The sequence below is a fragment of the Alloalcanivorax dieselolei B5 genome (assembly GCF_000300005.1).
In the GTDB taxonomy this organism is placed as follows: Bacteria; Pseudomonadota; Gammaproteobacteria; order Pseudomonadales; family Alcanivoracaceae; genus Alloalcanivorax; species Alloalcanivorax dieselolei.
This window is the reverse complement of record NC_018691.1, coordinates 1,365,587-1,384,308: the sequence shown is the minus strand read 5'-3', so window position 1 is coordinate 1,384,308 and position 18,722 is coordinate 1,365,587. Positions and strand designations below refer to the sequence as shown.

The window sequence follows — 18,722 nt, the reverse complement described above, 5'->3', positions numbered from 1 at the left end:
CTGCACTCCCTCTAAGTTACCGTGGTGTTACGATCCCGGACCGGCGGCCGTCCGTACATGCGGGCATACTCCCGGGTGAATTGAGACACACTGGCATAGCCGACCTCGAAAGCCACCCGGCTCGAGGTCTTTCCCTGGGATAACATCAATCTGCGGGCTTCGATCAGACGTAGCTGCTTCTGGAACTGCAATGGCGACAGCGAGGTAACCGCGCGGAAGTGTTTGTGAAAGGCGGAGCGGCTCATACCCGCCGCTTTCGCCAGGCGCTCAATCGGTAGCGGCCGCGCATAGTCTTTGCGCAGTATGGCCACGGCACGGGCGATGCGTCGAACCTGGCCGTCCGGCAAGCCCAAGCGGCGAATCGCCTTTCCCTGATCGCCAAGCAGCAACCAGTAATGTATCTCCCTGACCAGTTGCTTGTGCAGCACGGACAGCGATTGCGGTTGCCCCAATAACCGGACCAGCCTGAACATCGCGTTACGAAGTTCTTCGTCAACGTTGATGCCCACAGGCTCCTGAGGCGAACCCGCCATACTCATGGCCACATCCAGATCGGTAATCACCGCGGGATCCAGATCCAAGGCCAGCGCCAGATAGGGCCTGGTGATCGTCGCCTCACTGATGCGGCTCACCGTCGGCACATTGGCGGTGACGATCATCGAGTCGCCCGCGCTAAAGCTGAAATCCCTATCGCCAATGGTGACGCGCTTACTGCCTTGCAGCACCAGACACACTAGAGGACTGGCAATGGCATGTTCCAGTTCGCCGGGCGAGAAGCCACGCACCAGAAAAAGACCCCGCACCGGGGTACCAGCGATACCGTCCGCGTTGGCGTGTTCTTGGGTATAACGCTGGACCGCGTCACGCAGAGCATCAGACATGACTTATTCTTGCCCACCGACTTCCACCACGTAAAGCGAAATGGACAATCAGGCAAAAAGCGGCGAACTTCAGGCATCACCGGCTCGCCGTACCGTTCTACCGTAAAACCTCTGCAATGGAGGTGAATGATGACAGACGAAACGAAATCACCAGGCGCGGCAAGCACCGCCTCTCCAGGACCAACCCCTGATCCGGCTCCGTCTCACCGGGAGCACCCTCATCGTGGTGTACGCGTATCCGGGCTGGATGGCGAAGAAGGGCCGAAGGCCTTCTATATTCACATCGAGGCTCTGCCCGGTAAGGAAAATCAGGTCATCCGCATGCTCGAAGACATTCTCGGCTGTGTGCAGGAGGAACCGGCCACCGGCCCCTGGTACGCGGTACGGTATTCGCAAACCACTTTTGGCATCTTCGAGGTTTTCCCGGATCTGGCCGGACGACAGGCGCACGTGGAGGGCGGCGGCGGCGATATCTTCCGGGATGTTGAACGGATGAACGCGCTACTGGCCTACCCCGCCCACGTCCATAGACTGGATGTACTAATGAGCAAAGAGGTATTTACCCGGCGCTGAACGCTCCGTCCACCACCAACCCACCGCCAACCCGCCGTCGGCCCCGTGGTTCCGGCGGCGTGCGCTCTCCGGCCTGGTCCGGTGCCACGCCACCTGCATGCCTTCACCCTCCGATCTGTGCGACAATCCCGCGCGATGCGCATCCCGCTCTTCCACGGCCCGCCCAGGCGAACTATCTCCCTCCGGCATACCAGCCGGGTATGCGGGAAAAGCACACTGGAGCCAGTTTGACAGGAGTCCCGATCCCATCATGAAGAAACCCCTCATTGCGCTTTCTGGTATAGCAATAGCCGCCGCCCTCTTTTTCCTGATCATCCCCAATGATGAGTCTCCGGATATTCAGGCGCTGACGGACGCGATGCTGGAAAAGAAAGACGCCAGGCTCTCCCGCTTGGAATCCGTGGAAGACGAGGCACTCCGGAAGTCACTCCGTAATCTGGTGTACGACGCCATGTTCACCGATGGGATGGAACTGGACTTCCAGGCACCACCACGAAATACCGCCTATACCACCGCCAAACTGGCCCGCCTGGACGATTACTCGAGCATCGATGAGTTGACAGAAGTGTTCCTGGCCAACCAGATCGCCGCCACCACCTATCGGGACAGAAGCTGCGTCTGGCCGCGCGAACCTTTCGACTACCCTTTCCAGCACCAATTGGCCTGGACCGCCATCCGGCTGGATAATGGCGAGACCACCGAGTTGCCGAATCATTTTTCGGGAAGCTCATACAATGCCGAAATAGAATACAGCGGCGCCCGGAGTACGTTTTGCTATCGTGATCCCCTTGGCCCGGACGAGCCGGCCCCCGTGGCACTGGTCGGTGAGTTCTCTGTTCAACTTCCCCAAAAACTGATCCAGTTTGACTTCAGTCGCCCGGATGTCGACCAGTCTCAATCGAAGGACGGGTACACGGTGACGCTGGTGGAGGCCAACGACTTTTCGTACGCCATTGAAGTGTCCTCCTCCAGCGGCGAACCGCCATCATTAGGCAGCAAGGACATTATCGGTGAAGCCCTCGATGACACCGGAAAGTACCTTGCCCACACAGGTACCCGCACCGGCCGCGCTGAACTTTATGAAGCCTCCGACCTTATCATCGACGGCCTGATTGATCGCGCCCTTGAAGGGACACTGACGGAGACGCAGATAGACCAACGATTCGACGAAATGCAGGGCGAGTTGAATGAAAAGTATGCAAACAAACTCCACAAGCACTTCTTTTTCAGCGGCTCCGTTAAAACCGCCCGGATAACCGTGCTTGACAAGGAAGCCAAGCAAACGCCTTTTAAACAGCGTCTCGACTTACCCATCCGCAACCTGGCCAGGCGGCAGCCCACGCCGAGCGTCGATCTGGATACGCTGGAGCGGATCCCCACCCTCCGCCCTGTCTATGACCACTCGATCCAGAGCAAGGTTGATCTCAACGCCGACGAAATGAAGACAGCCATCGACATTCGTCAGAACGAGATATCGGCGGATTTGAAGTACAGCGCCCAGGTAAAGCTTTACTACCCGCCAGTACAAAGCGACCGCTTCCTCGATATATTCGACCGTTATCAAAAGCCGGGGGCTGACGACATCGTCTTTCTCAATGCCCAGGGCGCTCCCATCGATGTGCCCAGTGACGACCCGGACTATTATCGGTTCATGGTCAGCCGGATCGAGTACAACCCCGACCGCTTTCCTGAAAAGCCGGTGCGACTCTCCGCCACCGTGCCCGTGGTGACCACACCGAATCTGACCCCCAAAGGCCACGGGCGAAACAACCTGCCCGATGGCGTGCGCATCATGGACAACATGGTCGTTATCGACCGCGCCGTCTTTAAACCCGCAAGCAATAACGAACGCTCCGAGAAGACCTATCTGTTCTTCGCCAAAAGCGCCGACCAGCGCTATCTGAGCAAGGTCACTGGCCTTCACTTCCCAAGAACCGAGGGCCCTGGCGTCGATGTCATCTACTACAACGGCTCACCGGAGATTTTTGAAGTCTGGTACAGAGGCGACAAGAAGATCGTGGAATATCAGGTGGAACTGGATCTGGAGGAGCCGGCCCCACGGGAATAGCCACACCGTCATTCGTGTTGCAGGATATTGATCAGCTTCCCGAAAGGATCGCGGACATAGAACCGCCGCACTCCCCAGGGTTCACTGACAGGGCCGTACTCCACCGGGATCTCCGCGGCCTTGAAGCGCGCCAGCGCCGCCTCGACATCATCAACCTCGATGGACAGATCAGGCACTGGAGTCCCCGAACCACCCTCGGAGGCAAAACTCACCTGGACCCGCATCGTCTCGGCCGAGCCGTAAGTCTGCAACCAGCCGTGATCCATCAACAGGTCAAGGCCCAGTATGTCGCCATAAAAGAGCGCGGCCTTCTCAGGATCCGATGTCTCGATGTTGGTCATGATGCGTTTGACGTTCATAGTTCACCTCAACTGTGGGGAAGGCGCGCGATGACCTTGATTTCAAAATCAAACCCGGCAAGCCAATTCACCCCCACCGCGGTCCAGTTCGGATAAGGCGGCTCGCCGATCACTGCCAGCCGAACCTCATTGATTGCCTGCCACTGCGCTTCCGGATCAGTATGGAAAGTGGTCACATCAACGATGTCGTCGAAGTTGCAACCAGCGGCATCCAGTACCGCCGCCAGGTTATCAAAGGCGAGCTGAACCTGCTGCTTGAAATCCGGCTCCGCAGAGCCATCCTCGCGGCTGCCCACCTGCCCGGAGACGAACAGAAAGTCGCCCGAGCGGATCGCCGCCGAATAGCGATTGATGTCATACAGCGCCTGCCGGCCGGCAGGAAAAACCGCATCGCGTTTGGCCATGGTTCTACTCCTCTTTGAGAACACCCAATGTTAAGATACGCATCGTATGCGAACAGCATTCTAAACATACGCTCCGTATGCAATCAAGCATACGATGCGTATGTCATTTGATTCATGAAGGAACAGGAGAGCACCGTGGCAGCAAAGCGACGCGCACAGATGGTGGAGGAAACCCGCGCCAAACTGATAAAAGCCGCCCGGCGGGCCTTCGCCCGTCAAGGCTATTCCGCCGCTTCCATGGATGATCTGACCGCCGCCGCCGGCCTCACAAGGGGCGCGCTTTACCATAACTTCGGCGACAAGAAGGGATTGCTGCAAGCCGTGGTCGACCAGATCGACGGCGAAATGCTTGAGCGCATGCGCATCGCCCAAGAGCATGCGGCCAACCAATGGCAAGGGTTACTACTGGAAAGCGTTGCCTATATCGAGATGGCACTGGAGCCGGAAATCCAGCGCATCATGCTGCTGGACGGGCCGGCGGTACTGGGCGATCCCTCGCAATGGCCCAACCAGACCGCCTGCCTGCGCCGGACCGAGTCGATTCTGCGGGGGCTGATTGATGACGGCACCCTGAAACCGGTGGACGCCGAGGCCGCCGCTCGCCTTCTCAACGGCGCCGCCCTGAATGCGGCGCTGTGGATCGCCGCCGCCGACGATCCACAGGCGGTACTGAAAAAAGCGGTGGCGGCGTTTCTGGAGCTGGCGACGGGGTTGCGACGATAACATCCGGCATTTAAAAACCCCGGCGGCCAGACACCAACAGAGAGGGAGACGTAACGATGTCGCGCAACATTCTGGTTCTGGGAGCCGGCATGGTCGGCGTATCCGCCGCCTGGCATCTGCTTGAACGCGGTCACCGGGTAACCCTGGTCGACCGCAATGAGCCGGGCCGGGAAACCTCCTTCGGCAACGCCGGCATCATCCAGCGCGAAGCCGTACGCCCTTATCGTTTCCCCCGGGACCTGGCCACGCTGATGCGGGTGCTGCCCAACCGGCAAATCGACATCCGCTACCAACCTTCCGGTATGGTTCAAGCCGCCGGCCCGCTGCTTCAGTATTGGCGCAACTCGGAGCCGGAGCGCTACGCTCGCATCGTGCCCGAGTACGCCGCTCTCATCCGCCATGCTTTGGACGCTCATGCGCCGATGATCGATGTGGCCGGCGCCGAGGCTCTGATTCGCCGGGACGGCTATCTCGAAGTGCTCCGCACCGCCGAGGCTCTGGACAAGGAATGCCGACTGGCACAAACCGATGGACAACGTTATGGCGTTACCCATCGCGTTCTGGACAGTACGGCGCTCGCCGACATGGAACCCGACCTCTCTCCCGGCCTCGCCGGTGCCATTCACTGGACCCAGCCCTGGACCGTCATGGATCCCGGCGCCCTGGTCGCCGCCTACGCCAAAGCGTTTCAGGAGAGAGGCGGACAGTTTATTCAGGGGGCTCTGCGGAAGCTGTCCCCTGACGGCAACGTCTGGCGGGCGGAGGTCGGCGACGAGACCCTGTCCGCCGAGCAGGTGATACTGGCGTTGGGCCCCTGGTCCACGCACTGGCTATCACAACAAGGCCTTTCCGTGCCCCTGTTCGTCAAACGCGGCTATCACATGCATTACGGCGCCCGCGGCGGTGCCCGCCTGCGGCACTGGGTGATGGACGCCGAGGTCGGCTACCTGCTCGCCCCCATGCGCGCCGGCATACGTCTCACCACCGGTGCCGAACTGGCCCGCCACGACGCCACACCCCACTACCAACAGTTGGCCGCCGCCGAGGCCACCGCCCGCCAGCTGTTTCCGCTGGGCGAGCGCCTCGATCCTCAACCCTGGATGGGCGCCCGCCCCTGCACCCCGGACATGAAGCCAATCATCAGCCCGGCGCCCGGTTTGCCTGGGCTATGGCTGGCCTTCGGCCACGGTCATCAGGGTTTCACTCTGGGACCGATCACCGGGAGATTGTTGGGACAGATGATGGACGGTGAGCCCACCGATGTGGATATGAGGCCTTATCGGGTGGATCGGTTTTGACACCCGGATAGCGGTGAGGCGTCTTCTCGATGAAAGCGGGCCCGTGGACGGGTCAAACAACACCGTCACCGGGCCCTCATGGTCACGGTTTACTGGATGGTGGCAATCACGCTGGTCGGGGTATAGACCAGTTCCACCGCGACATCACCGGCATCAACGGCGTCGAACGTTCCGGCCACGACAGCACCGCTCAATAGCGTGAACTCAACACCGCTTTGCGGGGCGAGTGTCTGGAAATCCAGTACCAGGGTCCCGCCATCGATATAAACGGTTTCCCCCACCGTGAGCTGACTTTGATCATCATCCATTCGTAGCGTCAGCGCGCCGCCGTCCACCGTCAGATTGCCTGGGACAGCCAAAGCACCCTCCACATCCACCAAGACCGAGCCTTCATCGACATAGACATCTCCGGAACCGAACGCGGATGGGGAGAGCGCCGCCAAGGTGCCATCCTGTACCAGGGTGCCGCCGGAATAGGTGTTCTCACCGGTCAGCGCCAGATAGCCATCGCCCTCCTTGAGCAAACGGCCTGCACCGGAAATATCGTTCTGCCAGGAGTCCCGTGCGTTGAACCCGCCAAGACTGGCATCCATGGTCACGGTGACATCGCCCAGAAAGGCGCCATAGCCATCCGCGGCGGTCACCAGATCCAGGCGGCCCCAACCATTGGTGGCGTCCAGCACCGGGTACCCGGAATCAATGGAGGTGGTATAAAGCACCGCCCGGCGCTGCTCGCCGGTAAGGTACGGCAGGCGCGTGGCCAACAGGGCTTCCGCGCCTTCCGGCACGATCGGGTCCTGGCCCGCCTTACTCGGGTCCTGCGGCAAACCGTAGGTCATGCGGAAGCGGTATGCTTCCTTGTTGGCCTCACGATCGTCATACAGATTGTTGTCGTAGACTTCGGTGCGAACATTGGCTCCGTCGATGAGTTCCGCTTGGTCGGTTACCGGACGGTGGGCGTACTGGTACAAATCCATCCCTTCGGCCTCGGCCAGATCACCGAAGAACTGCTGAGTACGCTGGTACGCCGCGGTCGCCTGATCCAGGATAGCCGGCTGATTGAGCGCGTAGCTGGCAACGATCATGGATTGAACGCGGCCGCCAATGACATCGAGCGGTGAATGCATGCCGGCCATGATACGGCTTTCACCCAGTTGCGAGCCCCGGGTCAGCATTTCCGAATAGCGCTGCGGCAGCGCGTAGGCATAGGCCATGGCGGCAAGATAACCGGCGTTGGTATGGCCGCTGGGATAGCCCCCATCCTTGCGACGGTTCTCGGTGTCCTCCGTGTACAGCCCTTTGTCATGATCACCGGTGCTGTGAGCACGGCGCGCGCACATCAGGCCCGGCACCACTTTCACGCTGGTGATGTAGCTGTCCACCGTGCGCATCTCGCTATTGCCGGCGCTGTCCACGCAGGTGTAATCCTTGACGGTACCCAGGAAATCGATCTCTCCGCTATCGGTCATCCGCCAGGGACGCGGCGTGGAGAAGATATACTTGGATGCGTTAGTGGAAGCCGGCGAGCGCTGGCGGAAGGCATCCACCAGAGTAACGACTTCCCCCAGCGTGGAAGCCTGATCCCCGGCAAAGACGATATTGTCATTGGAGCCGGGCTGGTAGTGCTCATCCTCCAACACCTGGGCGGTGGTCGGCACGGGGATATCCACATAGGCCCCGGAGTTCTCGACATAGGCCTCGGTGAGCGGCCCGTAGCCGTCGATCACGCTGTAGTTCTTGCTGCGGCTATCGTCGAGGAACGCCAGGACGGCCTGCTCATCGGAGCGTTCATGGGTCACGTCGATGACGTACTGCATGTTGGCGGCCCAGACCTCGGCATTAATGATCGGATTCGTCAGATAGCTGTCCGGACCACTGCCTGATGCCGCGCTCTGATAGCCGTCCGACGTTCCTTTCCAGATGTCATTGATGCCGCTGAGAAGCTTGGCTACAGGGTTGTCACCAATGATCCAGCGCAAGGTGTCATCCGCGTTGTTTTCGGCATACCGGCTGGCAGGCAGAGGGTAGGCTACCGACGGTGTTGCAACCATCAGCTCGCTGCCGGTCCCCACGGGCTGCTCGGGCTTACCAACATCGGAGGAAGAATCGCTATCGCTTGAGCTGCCACCGCAGCCGGACAATGCCAGTGCGGCCACGGCGGCCAACATCAGACCGCCGGAGCGCGCTCCTGGCAACGAATGGAAAGTCATGAACGGCTCACTTATCAAAGATGGAATCGGGTTGAATTTCTTGCCACAAGAAAGGAAGGCGGCGCTCGCCTTTGCAAACGTCACCGCCTTCGCCAAAGCGATCCATCCTAGTCATCAAAAATGACCTTTCTGTTACATACCGCTCTGAATGACTGGCATCTTAAGAAACCACAAAACGGCGCCGGGTCCGACCCCGCCCTCCATCTAACGAAGTTGAATCAGCTCGCCACTGGCCTTCAAATAATGTTGGGAGTCAGCTCTCTTCTTTTAGCATGCACCGCCGTGGGCTCGTCGGTTCTTTATGGCAACTCATTCCCAAAGGCAGAAGCGATATCCACATCAGCCCCTGTTACCAGAGGATACTGTAACGCAATCCCAGCCACCTCCCCTCTGGCCTCCGGGCTCTTTGACACGCCGGAGACCGAAACAATGCCTTTCGAATACGCAACAGATAAGTCCTCAATGTCCGGCGAGGCGCTGCGGATCGCATCCGCGATCTCGCTGGCAATACGAAAGGCCTCCCTGGACTGAAGCACCTTCTCCCTAACGTCAGGGGGCAGCTTTGCTATATCGTCATTCATACTGTGATCTCCGGTGCCACCGGAACCAGGCTACCAGCAGCGCAAGATGCGTACATAGCGCCGGTTACGGCTGTATGAGGGCGGCTGGCCGAACCAGCGTTGGTAGGTACGTGACAAATGCGCCGAATCAGTGAAACCGGCGGCATGGGCGATCTCGGTGATGCTTCGGTCCGAATGGAGCAAATCAAACACCCGCTGCAACTTTCGCCACGCCTTGTAGTCACGCAGAGACATACCGAAGACGTCACTGATCACCCGGGACGCCCAGAAATAGGATACACCCAGCTGCTCGGCCAGTTGCGCCAGTGAAACTTCCGGCTCGGCCTCCAGGAGTTCGCGAAGACGTCTAGCTCTCGAGTCCATCTGAGGCGGTATCGGCATGTGCCGGAAGGGCACCCGCAACACCGTTTGATAAACCTCGGCAGCCCTGCGGGCCGACAATCTGCCCTGAAAAAGCGCTGCCAGTTCCTGATCCAGATTGCCGAACTGCTCCCGATCCAGCAGCAATACCCGCCCCTTGGCCAACCCGTTGAGGGCATCATAATGGGGAGACGTCGGCATCACATGGCAGCAGACCAGGGGCACATTGGCCGCCAGCAAACTGCGAGGGACGAATGGCGGCACCAGGATGGCACGGCCACGCCATTCCTGGCCGCCGGCGGACACGGTAAACCGGCCCTCGCCAACGGAAAGAAGAACCGCCGCCGACGGCGGCCGGGTGTCACGAGTATCGATCCACGGCGCGGTATAGATAAAGCCGGACCGACCGATCATGTAGACGTTATCCTTCACCTCGTGGGACAGGGTACCGAATCCCGAACTGTCCCGTTCCGAGTGTTTCACCGCCATGGAATCTCTCCTCCGCGCGGCACAGCCGCCTGGTCTTCCACGGCCAGCTCCTGCCCCGCTCGCTCCCATCATAGCCGAAAGCTCGATCCTGGAGACTTGTACGTTTTTGCGGTGGCAGGGCAAAACCGTTCAATTCTTGACGACCTGCTTTAAGCCATCCTGATGTTTGTCAGCTGAATAAAGACAAAACGCGGCGAGCACGCCCGGAAAATCAAATAATTGCACTTCCATTCAAACCACGACAGCTCGCCCAAATCACAACAACAAGGGTCAGGAGAACTGTACCATGCCCAAGCAGGTCCCCCATCGGCGTCAGCGGCGCCGCGCCGCCGTCATCGCCTCTCTATCCTCGTTATCGCTCTTGATGTCCGGATGCGGTGGCTCATCGTCATCGGATTCCGGCGGCGAGCAACTAGCCGGTCTGTTCGGCGCCATGCCAATATCCGGCGTCAGCTACCAACAGGGTGATTCGCCATGGCAGACCACCGACGAGTCAGGTCAATTCCACTATAACGGGGATGAGACACTCACCTTCGCCCTCGGCGATCTGACCCTGGGAAACACCGCCGGAGCAAGAACACTCACCATCGCCAATCTGTCACCCGAGCCCACACCGGCAGAGACACCGGTGATGATCAATACCCTGGTGCTGCTGCACACCCTGGACGCCGATGGCAGCCTCCATAATGGTATTCAGATCACGCCACAAATCCGCGATCAGGTTTCCGCGCACGCCGCCAGCCTGATCCTGGATCAGCCCACCACTGATTTCAATGCCGCCCTGCAAAGCGTAGTGGATAATCTGGAAAGTGCCGGCGCCTTCTCCGACACCGATTCCAGAGCCCGCCGCCTGACCACCCCCGGTGATGCCGAGGAGAACTTCCAACGTGCCGTCTCCCCCCGCCAGGTGGTTGAAACCAACAGCGGTCAACTCAGTGGCTTCCAAGCCGATGAACATACCTGGCAGTTTCTTGGTATCCCGTACGCCAAGCCACCACTGGGCGAACTGCGCTGGCGCCCGCCGGTTGAACCCGAGCCATGGTCCGGTATTCGCCACGCCGTGGCCTGGAGTGATCAGGCCGCACAGAACGCCGCCCTGGAACGGTTTGGTGAAGGCGGCATGAGTGAAGACTCGCTTTATCTCAATGTGACGGCGCCGAAGAACGCCGATGGCCTGCCGGTGATGGTCTGGTTTCACGGTGGTGGATTCACCGCGCTGACCAGTAACACAAAACCATTCAATAATCCCAAAGCAGTGGCGAGCAAAGGCGTGGTACAGGTCTCGGTCAACCACCGACTGGGGCCGTTCGGCTATATCGCACACTCCGAATTGAGTGCGGAGAGCGGTTACAGCGGCTCAGGCAACTACGGACAAATGGACCTGATCGCGGCCCTAGAATGGGTACGTGACAACATCGAAGCGTTCGGCGGAGATCCCGGTAACGTCACCATATTCGGAGAATCCGGTGGTGGCCGCAAAGTGCTCTCGTTGATGGCCTCACCCCGCGCCGCCGGCCTGTTCCATCGGGCGATCAGCCAGAGCGGTACGCTCTATCCGGATACCCGCGGCCTGGCGGCCGCCGAGGCCGTCGGTAGTCAGCTGCAAACCGAGCTGGGCGCTTCGTCCCTGGCTGAAATGCGCGAGAAGAGCTGGCAGGAAGTGGCGGCGGCCGCGGCAACGCTGACGCCCTACACCAATATTGACAACCACTATCTTCCCTACTCCGAACGCGTCGCCTTCGAATCCGGTAACCAGAACGACGTGCCGTTTATGTTCAGCATCAACGCCAACGACACCCCGGATCCCACCAATACCGCCATTGAAGTCTTTCCCTGGATGGCGCCGCTGTGTTCGGCCAATCACTACGCCACCTATTTCACTCACCAGCCTTCCGGTTGGAAAGCCCGGGGCGTGGAAGCCTACCACGCCGCCGAGCTGGCCTACGTATTCAACATGCCAGAGAGCGTCATCACCCACTACCTGTTGGGCCTGGTGACCGATCCGGCAACCGGTGATTCGTTGGTCATTGATGATCTCAATGGCAACGGTGTATCCGGGTCCCAAGGCGACCCCGCAGATATTCTTGCCTCCGCCGGTTTCGACCAGACCGACCAGGAGGTAATCGACCGCATGCTCACCATCTGGACCAACTTCGCCAAAACCGGAGATCCGAGCATCGAGGGCGACATCGACTATCCGCTCTATGACGCGGCCAGTGAAAGCTACGTGGAAATAGGTGCCAACACCGAAGCGAAGACCGGACTCGGCGACGTGCTGAGCGACTAACGGCAAATAACGGTGACTGGAATCAAGGAGAGCACCATGCAAAAAGAACAGAGACAAAGCTCACGGCTGATGCATCTCATCGCCGTGGCGCCCCTGATCCTCGCCGGCTGCGGCGGCAATAGCGACAGTCACGGCGGCGGGCCCTCCGGCCCTGATACCCAGACGGGCACCTTTATCGACAGCCCGGTGGCCGGGATCGACTACGTCGGCACCGAAACCGTGGCGGGCATCACCGGCCAGGCCGGTCAGTTCCACTATCAAACCGGAGAAGAGATCGCTTTCTCCATTGGCGAGCTGAAACTGGGCAGCGCGCAGGGGGCGCAACAGCTCACCCCGCTAAACATCACGGAGGATGCCACCTCCGCCGACGACCAACGCGTGAGCAACAAACTCATTCTGCTGCAGTCACTGGACCAGGATGGCGATCTGAACAATGGCATTCAAATCACCGATATTATCCGCTCGCATGTTTCCGACAACGCGGATGCCATTGATTTCAACCAATCGGCCGACCAGTTCCGCGTGAATCTGCAATCGATCCTCACCGACCTGGAAAACACCGCGGCCTTCTCGGATACCGATCCACGCCCACGCCGCGTCCGCTACCTTAGCGAGGCGGTGGAGCACTTCGCCCGTTCCACCAGCGCGCGGATCGTCGTCAGCACCACCGATGGCGAACTGCGTGGCTTCGAAGCGAACGAAGACACCTGGCAATTTCTCGGCATCCCTTATGCTAAACCGCCCCTCGGCGAACTTCGCTGGCGAGCGCCGGTGAAGCCCGAACCCTGGGAAGGCATCCGCGACGCCGTGGACTGGGCCGATCAATCCGCCCAGGCCACGGCTCTGGAAAGCGTCAATGAAGGCGGCATGAGCGAGGATTCTTTGTACCTCAACATCTCCGCACCGAAAAACGCCGACAACCTGCCGGTAATGGTCTGGTTTCACGGCGGCGCCTTCGCCATTCTTTCCGCCAACTCCAAGCAGTACAACAACCCGGACAGCCTCACCAGCAAAGGGGTAGTACTGGTAACGGTCAACCATCGTCTGGGGCCCTTCGGCTATATCGCCCACCCCGAACTCAGCGAAGAAAGCGGCTACGGAGGCTCCGGCAACTACGGGCAGATGGATCTGGTCATGGCCCTGGAGTGGGTGCGGGACAATATCGCCGCCTTTGGCGGAGACGCTGGTAACGTGACTATATTTGGTCAATCCGGCGGTGGCGGAAAAAGCTATTCACTGATGAATTCGCCCCAGGCCGCCGGCCTGTTTCACAAGGCCATCGTGATGAGCGGCTTCGCGCCTCTGGAAACAGACAGCGCGCCCGGGGATTCACTGGCTGAATCCGAACTGGTGGGCACGGCATTGTTCGACCGGGTCGGCGTGGATACCCTGGAGCAAGCCAGGCAGCTGCCCTGGACTGCTTTCACCGATGCCGATGCACAACACCGCATCCCTCGCCAAACCTACCGGCCCAATGTGGATTACTACTATCAGCCCAAGACCTATTATCAAAACGTTATCGACGGCATGCCCAGCGACGTGCCCCTGATGGCCGGTGTCACCGCCGGTGACTACCCCCATTTGCGCGCCGCCCTGCCTGTGTGGTTGGCTCAACGCTCCTCGCATTATCAGTCCGACCAGTACATCTATAAATTCACCCGGGTCCCACCAGGCTGGCTGAGCCGCGACATCATGAGCTGCCACGGTTGCGAGTTACCCTACCTGTTCAACCATCCGGCCGGTCTGGTGCAGAACTACCAACTTGGGCTGGTCACCACGGCGGACGGCGAGAAGCCGGAGATCGGCGATCTGAACGGAAACGGTATCGACGGCACGGACGGCGACGTAGCGGATGTCTTCGTTTCCATGATGTACGGCCAGGACGATGAAACCGTGGCGGAACTGATGATGACCATGTGGACCAACTTCGCCAAAACCGGCGACCCCAGCCCAGCCCACCTGCAGTGGCCCGCCTACACCGGGGACAACGACAGCTTCCTGGAAATCAGACAGGATACCGAAGCCTCCGTGGAAGCCGGTGTTGCGGAGGCCATGGGGTTGGAGTAATCCCAGCGAGTAACTGAAGGCCGATCAAAAATTGGCAGGGTGATGTGGTCAGGTCTTGCCTTCGGCTCAAAGAGAAGGGCAGGCCTGACACCCTGTTTTCAAGCCACGGATTTCAGTCCTCTCAAGCCCGAAACCCCACCCCGGGCTTCAGCTTTCGGGTCAGCGCCCAGAACAGCAACGCCAGCAAACTCACCGCCGCACCCAGGGCACAGACGCCCGCCCAGCCGGAATGCGCGTAAGTCACTGTCGTGCTGATGGCACCAAGGCCGCTGCCCACCGAGTAGAACAGCATATAAAGACCCACCAGACGGCTGTGCGCTTGCGGGCGGGTACGAAAGATCAGGCTCTGGTTGGTAACGTGCAGGGCCTGACCACCGAGATCCAGCAAAACGATACCAATCAACAGCGCCCACAGTGACCATTCCATCAACGATAGCGGAATCCACGATAACAGCAGCAACACCAAAGCGGCGGCACTGGTGTATTGACCGTAACCCCGGTCCGCCCAGGCGCCCGCCCAGGCGGCGGCCAGGGCCCCGGCCGCCCCCACCAGTCCAAAGGCGCCGATCAGGGTGTGCGAAAACTCATAGGGCGGTGCGCTCAGCGGCAGCACCAGTGCGCTCCAGAAAATATTGAAGGCGGCGAACATCAGCAACGCCAGCACACCGCGTACTTGCAAAACTTTTTCTGTTCTCAGAAGCGCAAGCATGGAAAGCAACAATCTCGGATAACTCATGCTATTGGAAGCTACTGCCAGAACCGGCAACCGGCGCCACAAGGGCCAGGCCAGTGCCAACATCATTGCCGCCGAGCAGAAATAGACACCGCGCCAGCCGGCCACATCGCTGACACCGCCGGCAAAAACCCGGGCCAGTAACAACCCCACGAAGACGCCGCCCTGGGCCGCACCTACCACCCGACCCTGTTCATGGGGCGCCGCGGCACTGGCGGCGTAGGCGATCAGCCCCTGGGTCATGGCGGTACCCAGTAAACCCACGGCGAGCATGGCCGCCAACAGCACCGGCGTTGATCGCGCCAGGCCCACCGCAATCAACGCCGCCACCAGCGCCAGCAATTGCCCCGCCATCAACCGGCGACGATCCAGCCGATCCCCCAGTGGTACCAGCAGCAACAAAGCCAGCGCACATCCCACCTGGGTAGCGGTAACCACGCCCCCCACGGCCGCATGACTGATGCCGAAATCCAGCGCCAGCGCATCCAGTAACGGTTGCGCGTAATAGACATTGGCCACGCTCAGGCCGCTGGCGGCGGCGAACAACAGAACCAGAGCACGCGGTAATACCGCACGCGCCGTTGATGGGCAGGGAACAGAGGAGGTCGTCATAGCATCCAACCAGTTGCAAATAGAAACTGGTTGGATGCTATGCATTCCAGTTTTAAAATGCAACTACAACATCCACCACCTGATATCATCGGAGACGCCATGCCCCGCCGACCCAGCTCTGACAGCACCTGCCCGGTGGCCCGCGCCGTCGATGTGATCGGCGATCGCTGGTGCCTGCTGATCCTGCGGGATGCCTTTGACGGCGTATGTCGCTTCCGGGACTTCCAGCGCGATCTCGGCATGGCCCGCAATATTCTCACCGACCGCCTGCGCCGCCTGGTGGATGCGGGTGTGCTGGACACCCGGCCGGCTTCCGACGGCACCGCCTATCAGGAGTATGTGCTGACCGCCAAGGGAGAAAGCCTGTTTCCCGTCGTTGTCGCGCTACGTCAATGGGGTGAGCATCACCTGTTTGCCCGCGGCGAACGCCATTCGTTACTGATCGACAAGAACACCGGCAAGCCGGTGCCCTTCATGACCCCTCGGGATGAGGATGGCCATATGCTGCCCCCGGATCAGTCGGAAGTGAGGAAGCTGACGTAAAGAAAAGCACAGGCGAGGAGCAGGCACCGTCTCCTCCCCGCCCGGCAGGATTCAATCCTGAAGGGGAATATCGAACGAATAGCTGGCGTGGGAGCCCGGGCCTTTTTCGATAAACAGAAAACCCACCGGCTCGTCGTAGAAATGGTAAGCGCGTCGGGGCCAACCCTGGTCGAACGAATGACGAACCTCGGCGATCTTTTTCAGATAACGGCCCCGCGCGTCCCTGGCAAGCACCAAATCGGGGATATGATTATCCGCCGCCGCCGGACCAAAGAGCACTTGTTTCCCCTGCATTTCATAGCCTTCGGGCAAATCACCGAAGGCAACCCAGCGTACCTCGATGTCCGGCAATAGCAAAACATCCAGTTTTCCACGGGCGCGCACCGGGGGCCGCTCGAAGCGATCCGGATGATACTCGATCCGATTGACGGTGAACCTCACCGGACCCTCCCGATCCTCCGGGTCGAACTTGTAAACCGGCTCGCCATCTTTATCCAGGAAAACCAGTTCTTCCACATGATCGAAGCGGTCAAAGTCGGAGACCAGACGGTTGCTCATTTGCTCCGGAAAATGAAAGTACAGTTTGTCGGCGATCGGATCTGATACCCCCGGTTTCACCCCCTTCCTGAATTCGACCTGAATCAGTTCATCCAGCAGCGAGGGATCCGCCTCCAGCGGCTGATCCAGTTCCCAGTCACTGGCGGTGTGATCATACACCCGGGCCCGAACGCCAAAGGATTGCGGTTCAGTCTGGTTGTCCGGCACGCTGAACTGTACCGGCCTCAGATCCAGTGGCACCGACAGGGTTTCCTCACCGGCAAAACCCGGCAAAAACACCCGTACCTGATCCACCGTGCCCCGGAATGCCACCTCCACATACAGTTGCCGATCAGCATCGTCCAACATGGCCTTCTGCTGCGCCTGCATGCGCTGCTCCATGGCCTCCTCGTCCTTCAGTTCTCCGGATTGAGCCGCGTCGATCAACTGATCCAGCATGTCGATGATCTGATCGTTATCACCGACCGGCCCTTTTCCCGTGTTGCTGCGCGACAGGAAACGACCGGTGCTGTCACTGGCCTCCACCTCGGCTTGGTCAAGCATGTCCTGCGCATCGGCAATCGCCACATCTTCCGGCACATTGAACAGCAACCGAACCCGATGGCCGTCAACTTCTTCCAAGGTGATGCGCCATCCCGACACCTGGCGATGGTCGCCCACGTCAGAGGCGGAGAAGCGGGCTTCAGGCAGCGTCTCCGGCACTGTCAGGGTCATCTCCCCGCGCGCCCGTGCTATCGGCGGCGGTGGTGGTGGCACCTGGCCAATGGGCAGATTCACGTGTTTCTGCACCTGGGTGGTGAACCGCCTATAAGAAGCACTCCACAGCGCTGCCGGAATCAGATCGCTTTGATCGGTGAACGGGTCCTGCTCCACCACCGGCAATTCAGTGCCGTCCGCCAGCACCACCTGCTCCCAGTTAACCTTCAGATCAAAGGGGTACGCGAACGGCAATGTGAGCTCCGCCTCCTGGGGACGGTAGCGCACATCATTGGTCAGCAGCACGCCGGCGGCCAATTGCTCGGCCATGTCCTTCGTATTTTGATAATCTTCCAGGATTGAGTATGGCGAGGTGTGATATTGGACCTCCTCAGGCGGTACCTGGCGCTCCAGATCCCCTTCCCGTATCCAGAACATGATATTGGCCAACTGCGCCAGCTGTTCCTTCACGTCCTGGTCAGAAAGGGCTTCAATCCGTGACTGATATTCCGCCTTCTTTTCCTCCAGCTCCTGCCTTTGCTCCTCGATCGTTTTCTCCGAACATCCCGCGGACAACACCGCAAGGAACGGCAGCCATAAAAACGACAACATCATTCTGCGCATAGAAAACCTCGGAAATGGAAACGTCCATATTGCGGCCCATATCGCCTGCGAACTCATTCAGTGCCGGCGGTAATAAAATGCCTCAGCTCAATCCGCTGTCTCCGGCGCACGGATTGCCTTGCTGTAGAACCCCGACGGATCGAAACAGCAAACCCGCTTCTTTCCAGAAGCCAACATGTCGCAAGCGTCATCAATCCGCTTGGCACGGGTCTTGGCCTGCTTGGCGGTGGTGATCCAATGAATCCAGTCGATACGAGCCAGAGTGGTGGTGGCTTCCCAGATCGCCCGGGCCTCCGGAGCGGACTGCAAAGCGTCCCGCAGATCCGCGGGGACATCCGGTTCCGGCTCTCGCGCCACCGGCCTGATTTCGAACCGGGCGACGTCGCCGAAGGTGGCGCCGGACGCTTCCATCAACGGCTGATCGATGCGAAGCCAATGGCTCTTTCGGCCGTCCGGTTCCAGCAAGACCCGGAACGCCTGGCCGTTCAGCGTGCCGTCCACGGAGGTGCGGCCCCGTCTGGGTAGCGTTGCGCTGACTTCCCCGGGCAGCACCACGAAAGCCCAGGGTTCACCGTCGCCCTGCTTTTTGGGACGCAGCAAGCGTGCGTCGAAACAGGATTGTGTGTCTTCTCCGGTCATATTTCATTCCTGCCGTT

At 59.9% G+C, this 18,722-nt stretch carries 17 protein-coding genes; 8 read left to right on the top strand and 9 right to left on the bottom strand.

Annotated elements, in window-relative coordinates; translation table 11 throughout:
• Nucleotides 1-11: 11 nt before the first annotated feature.
• Nucleotides 12-881, bottom strand: coding sequence for an AraC family transcriptional regulator (locus B5T_RS06330; protein ID WP_014993651.1), 870 nt, complete (start codon nt 879-881; stop codon nt 12-14).
• 126 nt (nt 882-1,007) lie between these two features.
• Between B5T_RS06330 and B5T_RS06325 the strand changes: the two genes are divergently transcribed.
• Nucleotides 1,008-1,454, top strand: coding sequence for a putative quinol monooxygenase (locus B5T_RS06325; RefSeq protein ID WP_014993650.1), 447 nt, complete (start codon nt 1,008-1,010; stop codon nt 1,452-1,454).
• Between the two features lie 250 nt (nt 1,455-1,704).
• Nucleotides 1,705-3,522 (top strand): hypothetical protein, encoded by a 1,818-nt coding sequence (locus B5T_RS06320; protein ID WP_014993649.1) that lies wholly within the window; start codon nt 1,705-1,707, stop codon nt 3,520-3,522.
• 8 nt (nt 3,523-3,530) lie between these two features.
• Here B5T_RS06320 and B5T_RS06315 read toward each other — a convergent pair whose 3' ends face one another.
• Both B5T_RS06315 and B5T_RS06310 read right to left on the bottom strand, forming a co-directional pair.
• Nucleotides 3,531-3,881: a VOC family protein gene (locus B5T_RS06315; RefSeq protein WP_014993648.1), complete on the bottom strand. Its 351-nt coding sequence runs from the start codon at nt 3,879-3,881 to the stop codon at nt 3,531-3,533.
• Nucleotides 3,882-3,889: 8 nt separating this feature from the next.
• Entirely contained in the window at nt 3,890-4,285 is a 396-nt protein-coding gene (locus tag B5T_RS06310; RefSeq protein ID WP_014993647.1) for a RidA family protein, read from the bottom strand.
• 135 nt (nt 4,286-4,420) lie between these two features.
• Between B5T_RS06310 and B5T_RS06305 the strand changes: the two genes are divergently transcribed.
• Nucleotides 4,421-5,008, top strand: coding sequence for a TetR/AcrR family transcriptional regulator (locus B5T_RS06305; protein WP_041716911.1), 588 nt, complete (start codon nt 4,421-4,423; stop codon nt 5,006-5,008).
• 56 nt (nt 5,009-5,064) lie between these two features.
• Nucleotides 5,065-6,306 carry an NAD(P)/FAD-dependent oxidoreductase gene (locus tag B5T_RS06300; RefSeq protein ID WP_014993645.1) on the top strand — a complete coding sequence of 414 codons (1,242 nt, stop codon included), beginning with the start codon at nt 5,065-5,067 and terminating at the stop codon, nt 6,304-6,306.
• An 89-nt stretch (nt 6,307-6,395) separates the two neighbouring features.
• Here the strand turns inward: B5T_RS06300 and B5T_RS06295 are convergent, their stop codons facing one another.
• Nucleotides 6,396-8,516 carry a phosphatase PAP2 family protein gene (locus B5T_RS06295; protein ID WP_041716910.1) on the bottom strand — a complete coding sequence of 707 codons (2,121 nt, stop codon included), beginning with the start codon at nt 8,514-8,516 and terminating at the stop codon, nt 6,396-6,398.
• On the opposite strand from B5T_RS06295, the gene B5T_RS23725 reads away from it, so the two are divergent.
• Nucleotides 8,515-8,640, top strand: coding sequence for a hypothetical protein (locus B5T_RS23725; protein ID WP_268237327.1), 126 nt, complete (start codon nt 8,515-8,517; stop codon nt 8,638-8,640). The two genes, B5T_RS06295 and B5T_RS23725, sit on opposite strands and share 2 nt — an antisense overlap.
• Before the next feature lie 175 nt (nt 8,641-8,815).
• On the opposite strand, the gene B5T_RS06290 is transcribed toward B5T_RS23725, so the two are convergent.
• Together B5T_RS06290 and B5T_RS22230 are read right to left on the bottom strand one after the other, a co-directional pair.
• A complete protein-coding gene (locus tag B5T_RS06290) occupies nt 8,816-9,097 on the bottom strand; it encodes a hypothetical protein (protein ID WP_014993643.1) in 282 nt (93 codons plus the stop codon).
• Nucleotides 9,098-9,127: 30 nt separating this feature from the next.
• Nucleotides 9,128-9,946 carry a helix-turn-helix domain-containing protein gene (locus B5T_RS22230; protein WP_014993642.1) on the bottom strand — a complete coding sequence of 273 codons (819 nt, stop codon included), beginning with the start codon at nt 9,944-9,946 and terminating at the stop codon, nt 9,128-9,130.
• A 286-nt stretch (nt 9,947-10,232) separates the two neighbouring features.
• On the opposite strand from B5T_RS22230, the gene B5T_RS22225 reads away from it, so the two are divergent.
• Both B5T_RS22225 and B5T_RS22220 read left to right on the top strand, forming a co-directional pair.
• Complete coding sequence (locus B5T_RS22225; protein ID WP_014993641.1) at nt 10,233-12,233, top strand: carboxylesterase/lipase family protein; 2,001 nt, start codon at nt 10,233-10,235, stop codon at nt 12,231-12,233.
• A gap of 36 nt (nt 12,234-12,269) precedes the next feature.
• Nucleotides 12,270-14,300: a carboxylesterase/lipase family protein gene (locus tag B5T_RS22220; protein ID WP_014993640.1), complete on the top strand. Its 2,031-nt coding sequence runs from the start codon at nt 12,270-12,272 to the stop codon at nt 14,298-14,300.
• A 121-nt stretch (nt 14,301-14,421) separates the two neighbouring features.
• Here B5T_RS22220 and B5T_RS06270 read toward each other — a convergent pair whose 3' ends face one another.
• Nucleotides 14,422-15,645, bottom strand: coding sequence for an MFS transporter (locus tag B5T_RS06270; RefSeq protein ID WP_041716909.1), 1,224 nt, complete (start codon nt 15,643-15,645; stop codon nt 14,422-14,424).
• Between the two features lie 99 nt (nt 15,646-15,744).
• On the opposite strand from B5T_RS06270, the gene B5T_RS06265 reads away from it, so the two are divergent.
• Nucleotides 15,745-16,188 carry a winged helix-turn-helix transcriptional regulator gene (locus tag B5T_RS06265; protein WP_026949374.1) on the top strand — a complete coding sequence of 148 codons (444 nt, stop codon included), beginning with the start codon at nt 15,745-15,747 and terminating at the stop codon, nt 16,186-16,188.
• 51 nt (nt 16,189-16,239) lie between these two features.
• Here B5T_RS06265 and B5T_RS06260 read toward each other — a convergent pair whose 3' ends face one another.
• Nucleotides 16,240-18,066: a lipoprotein gene (locus B5T_RS06260; RefSeq protein WP_014993637.1), complete on the bottom strand. Its 1,827-nt coding sequence runs from the start codon at nt 18,064-18,066 to the stop codon at nt 16,240-16,242.
• Nucleotides 18,067-18,153: 87 nt separating this feature from the next.
• Nucleotides 18,154-18,705, bottom strand: coding sequence for a YdeI/OmpD-associated family protein (locus B5T_RS06255; protein ID WP_014993636.1), 552 nt, complete (start codon nt 18,703-18,705; stop codon nt 18,154-18,156).
• Nucleotides 18,706-18,722 lie beyond the last annotated feature (17 nt).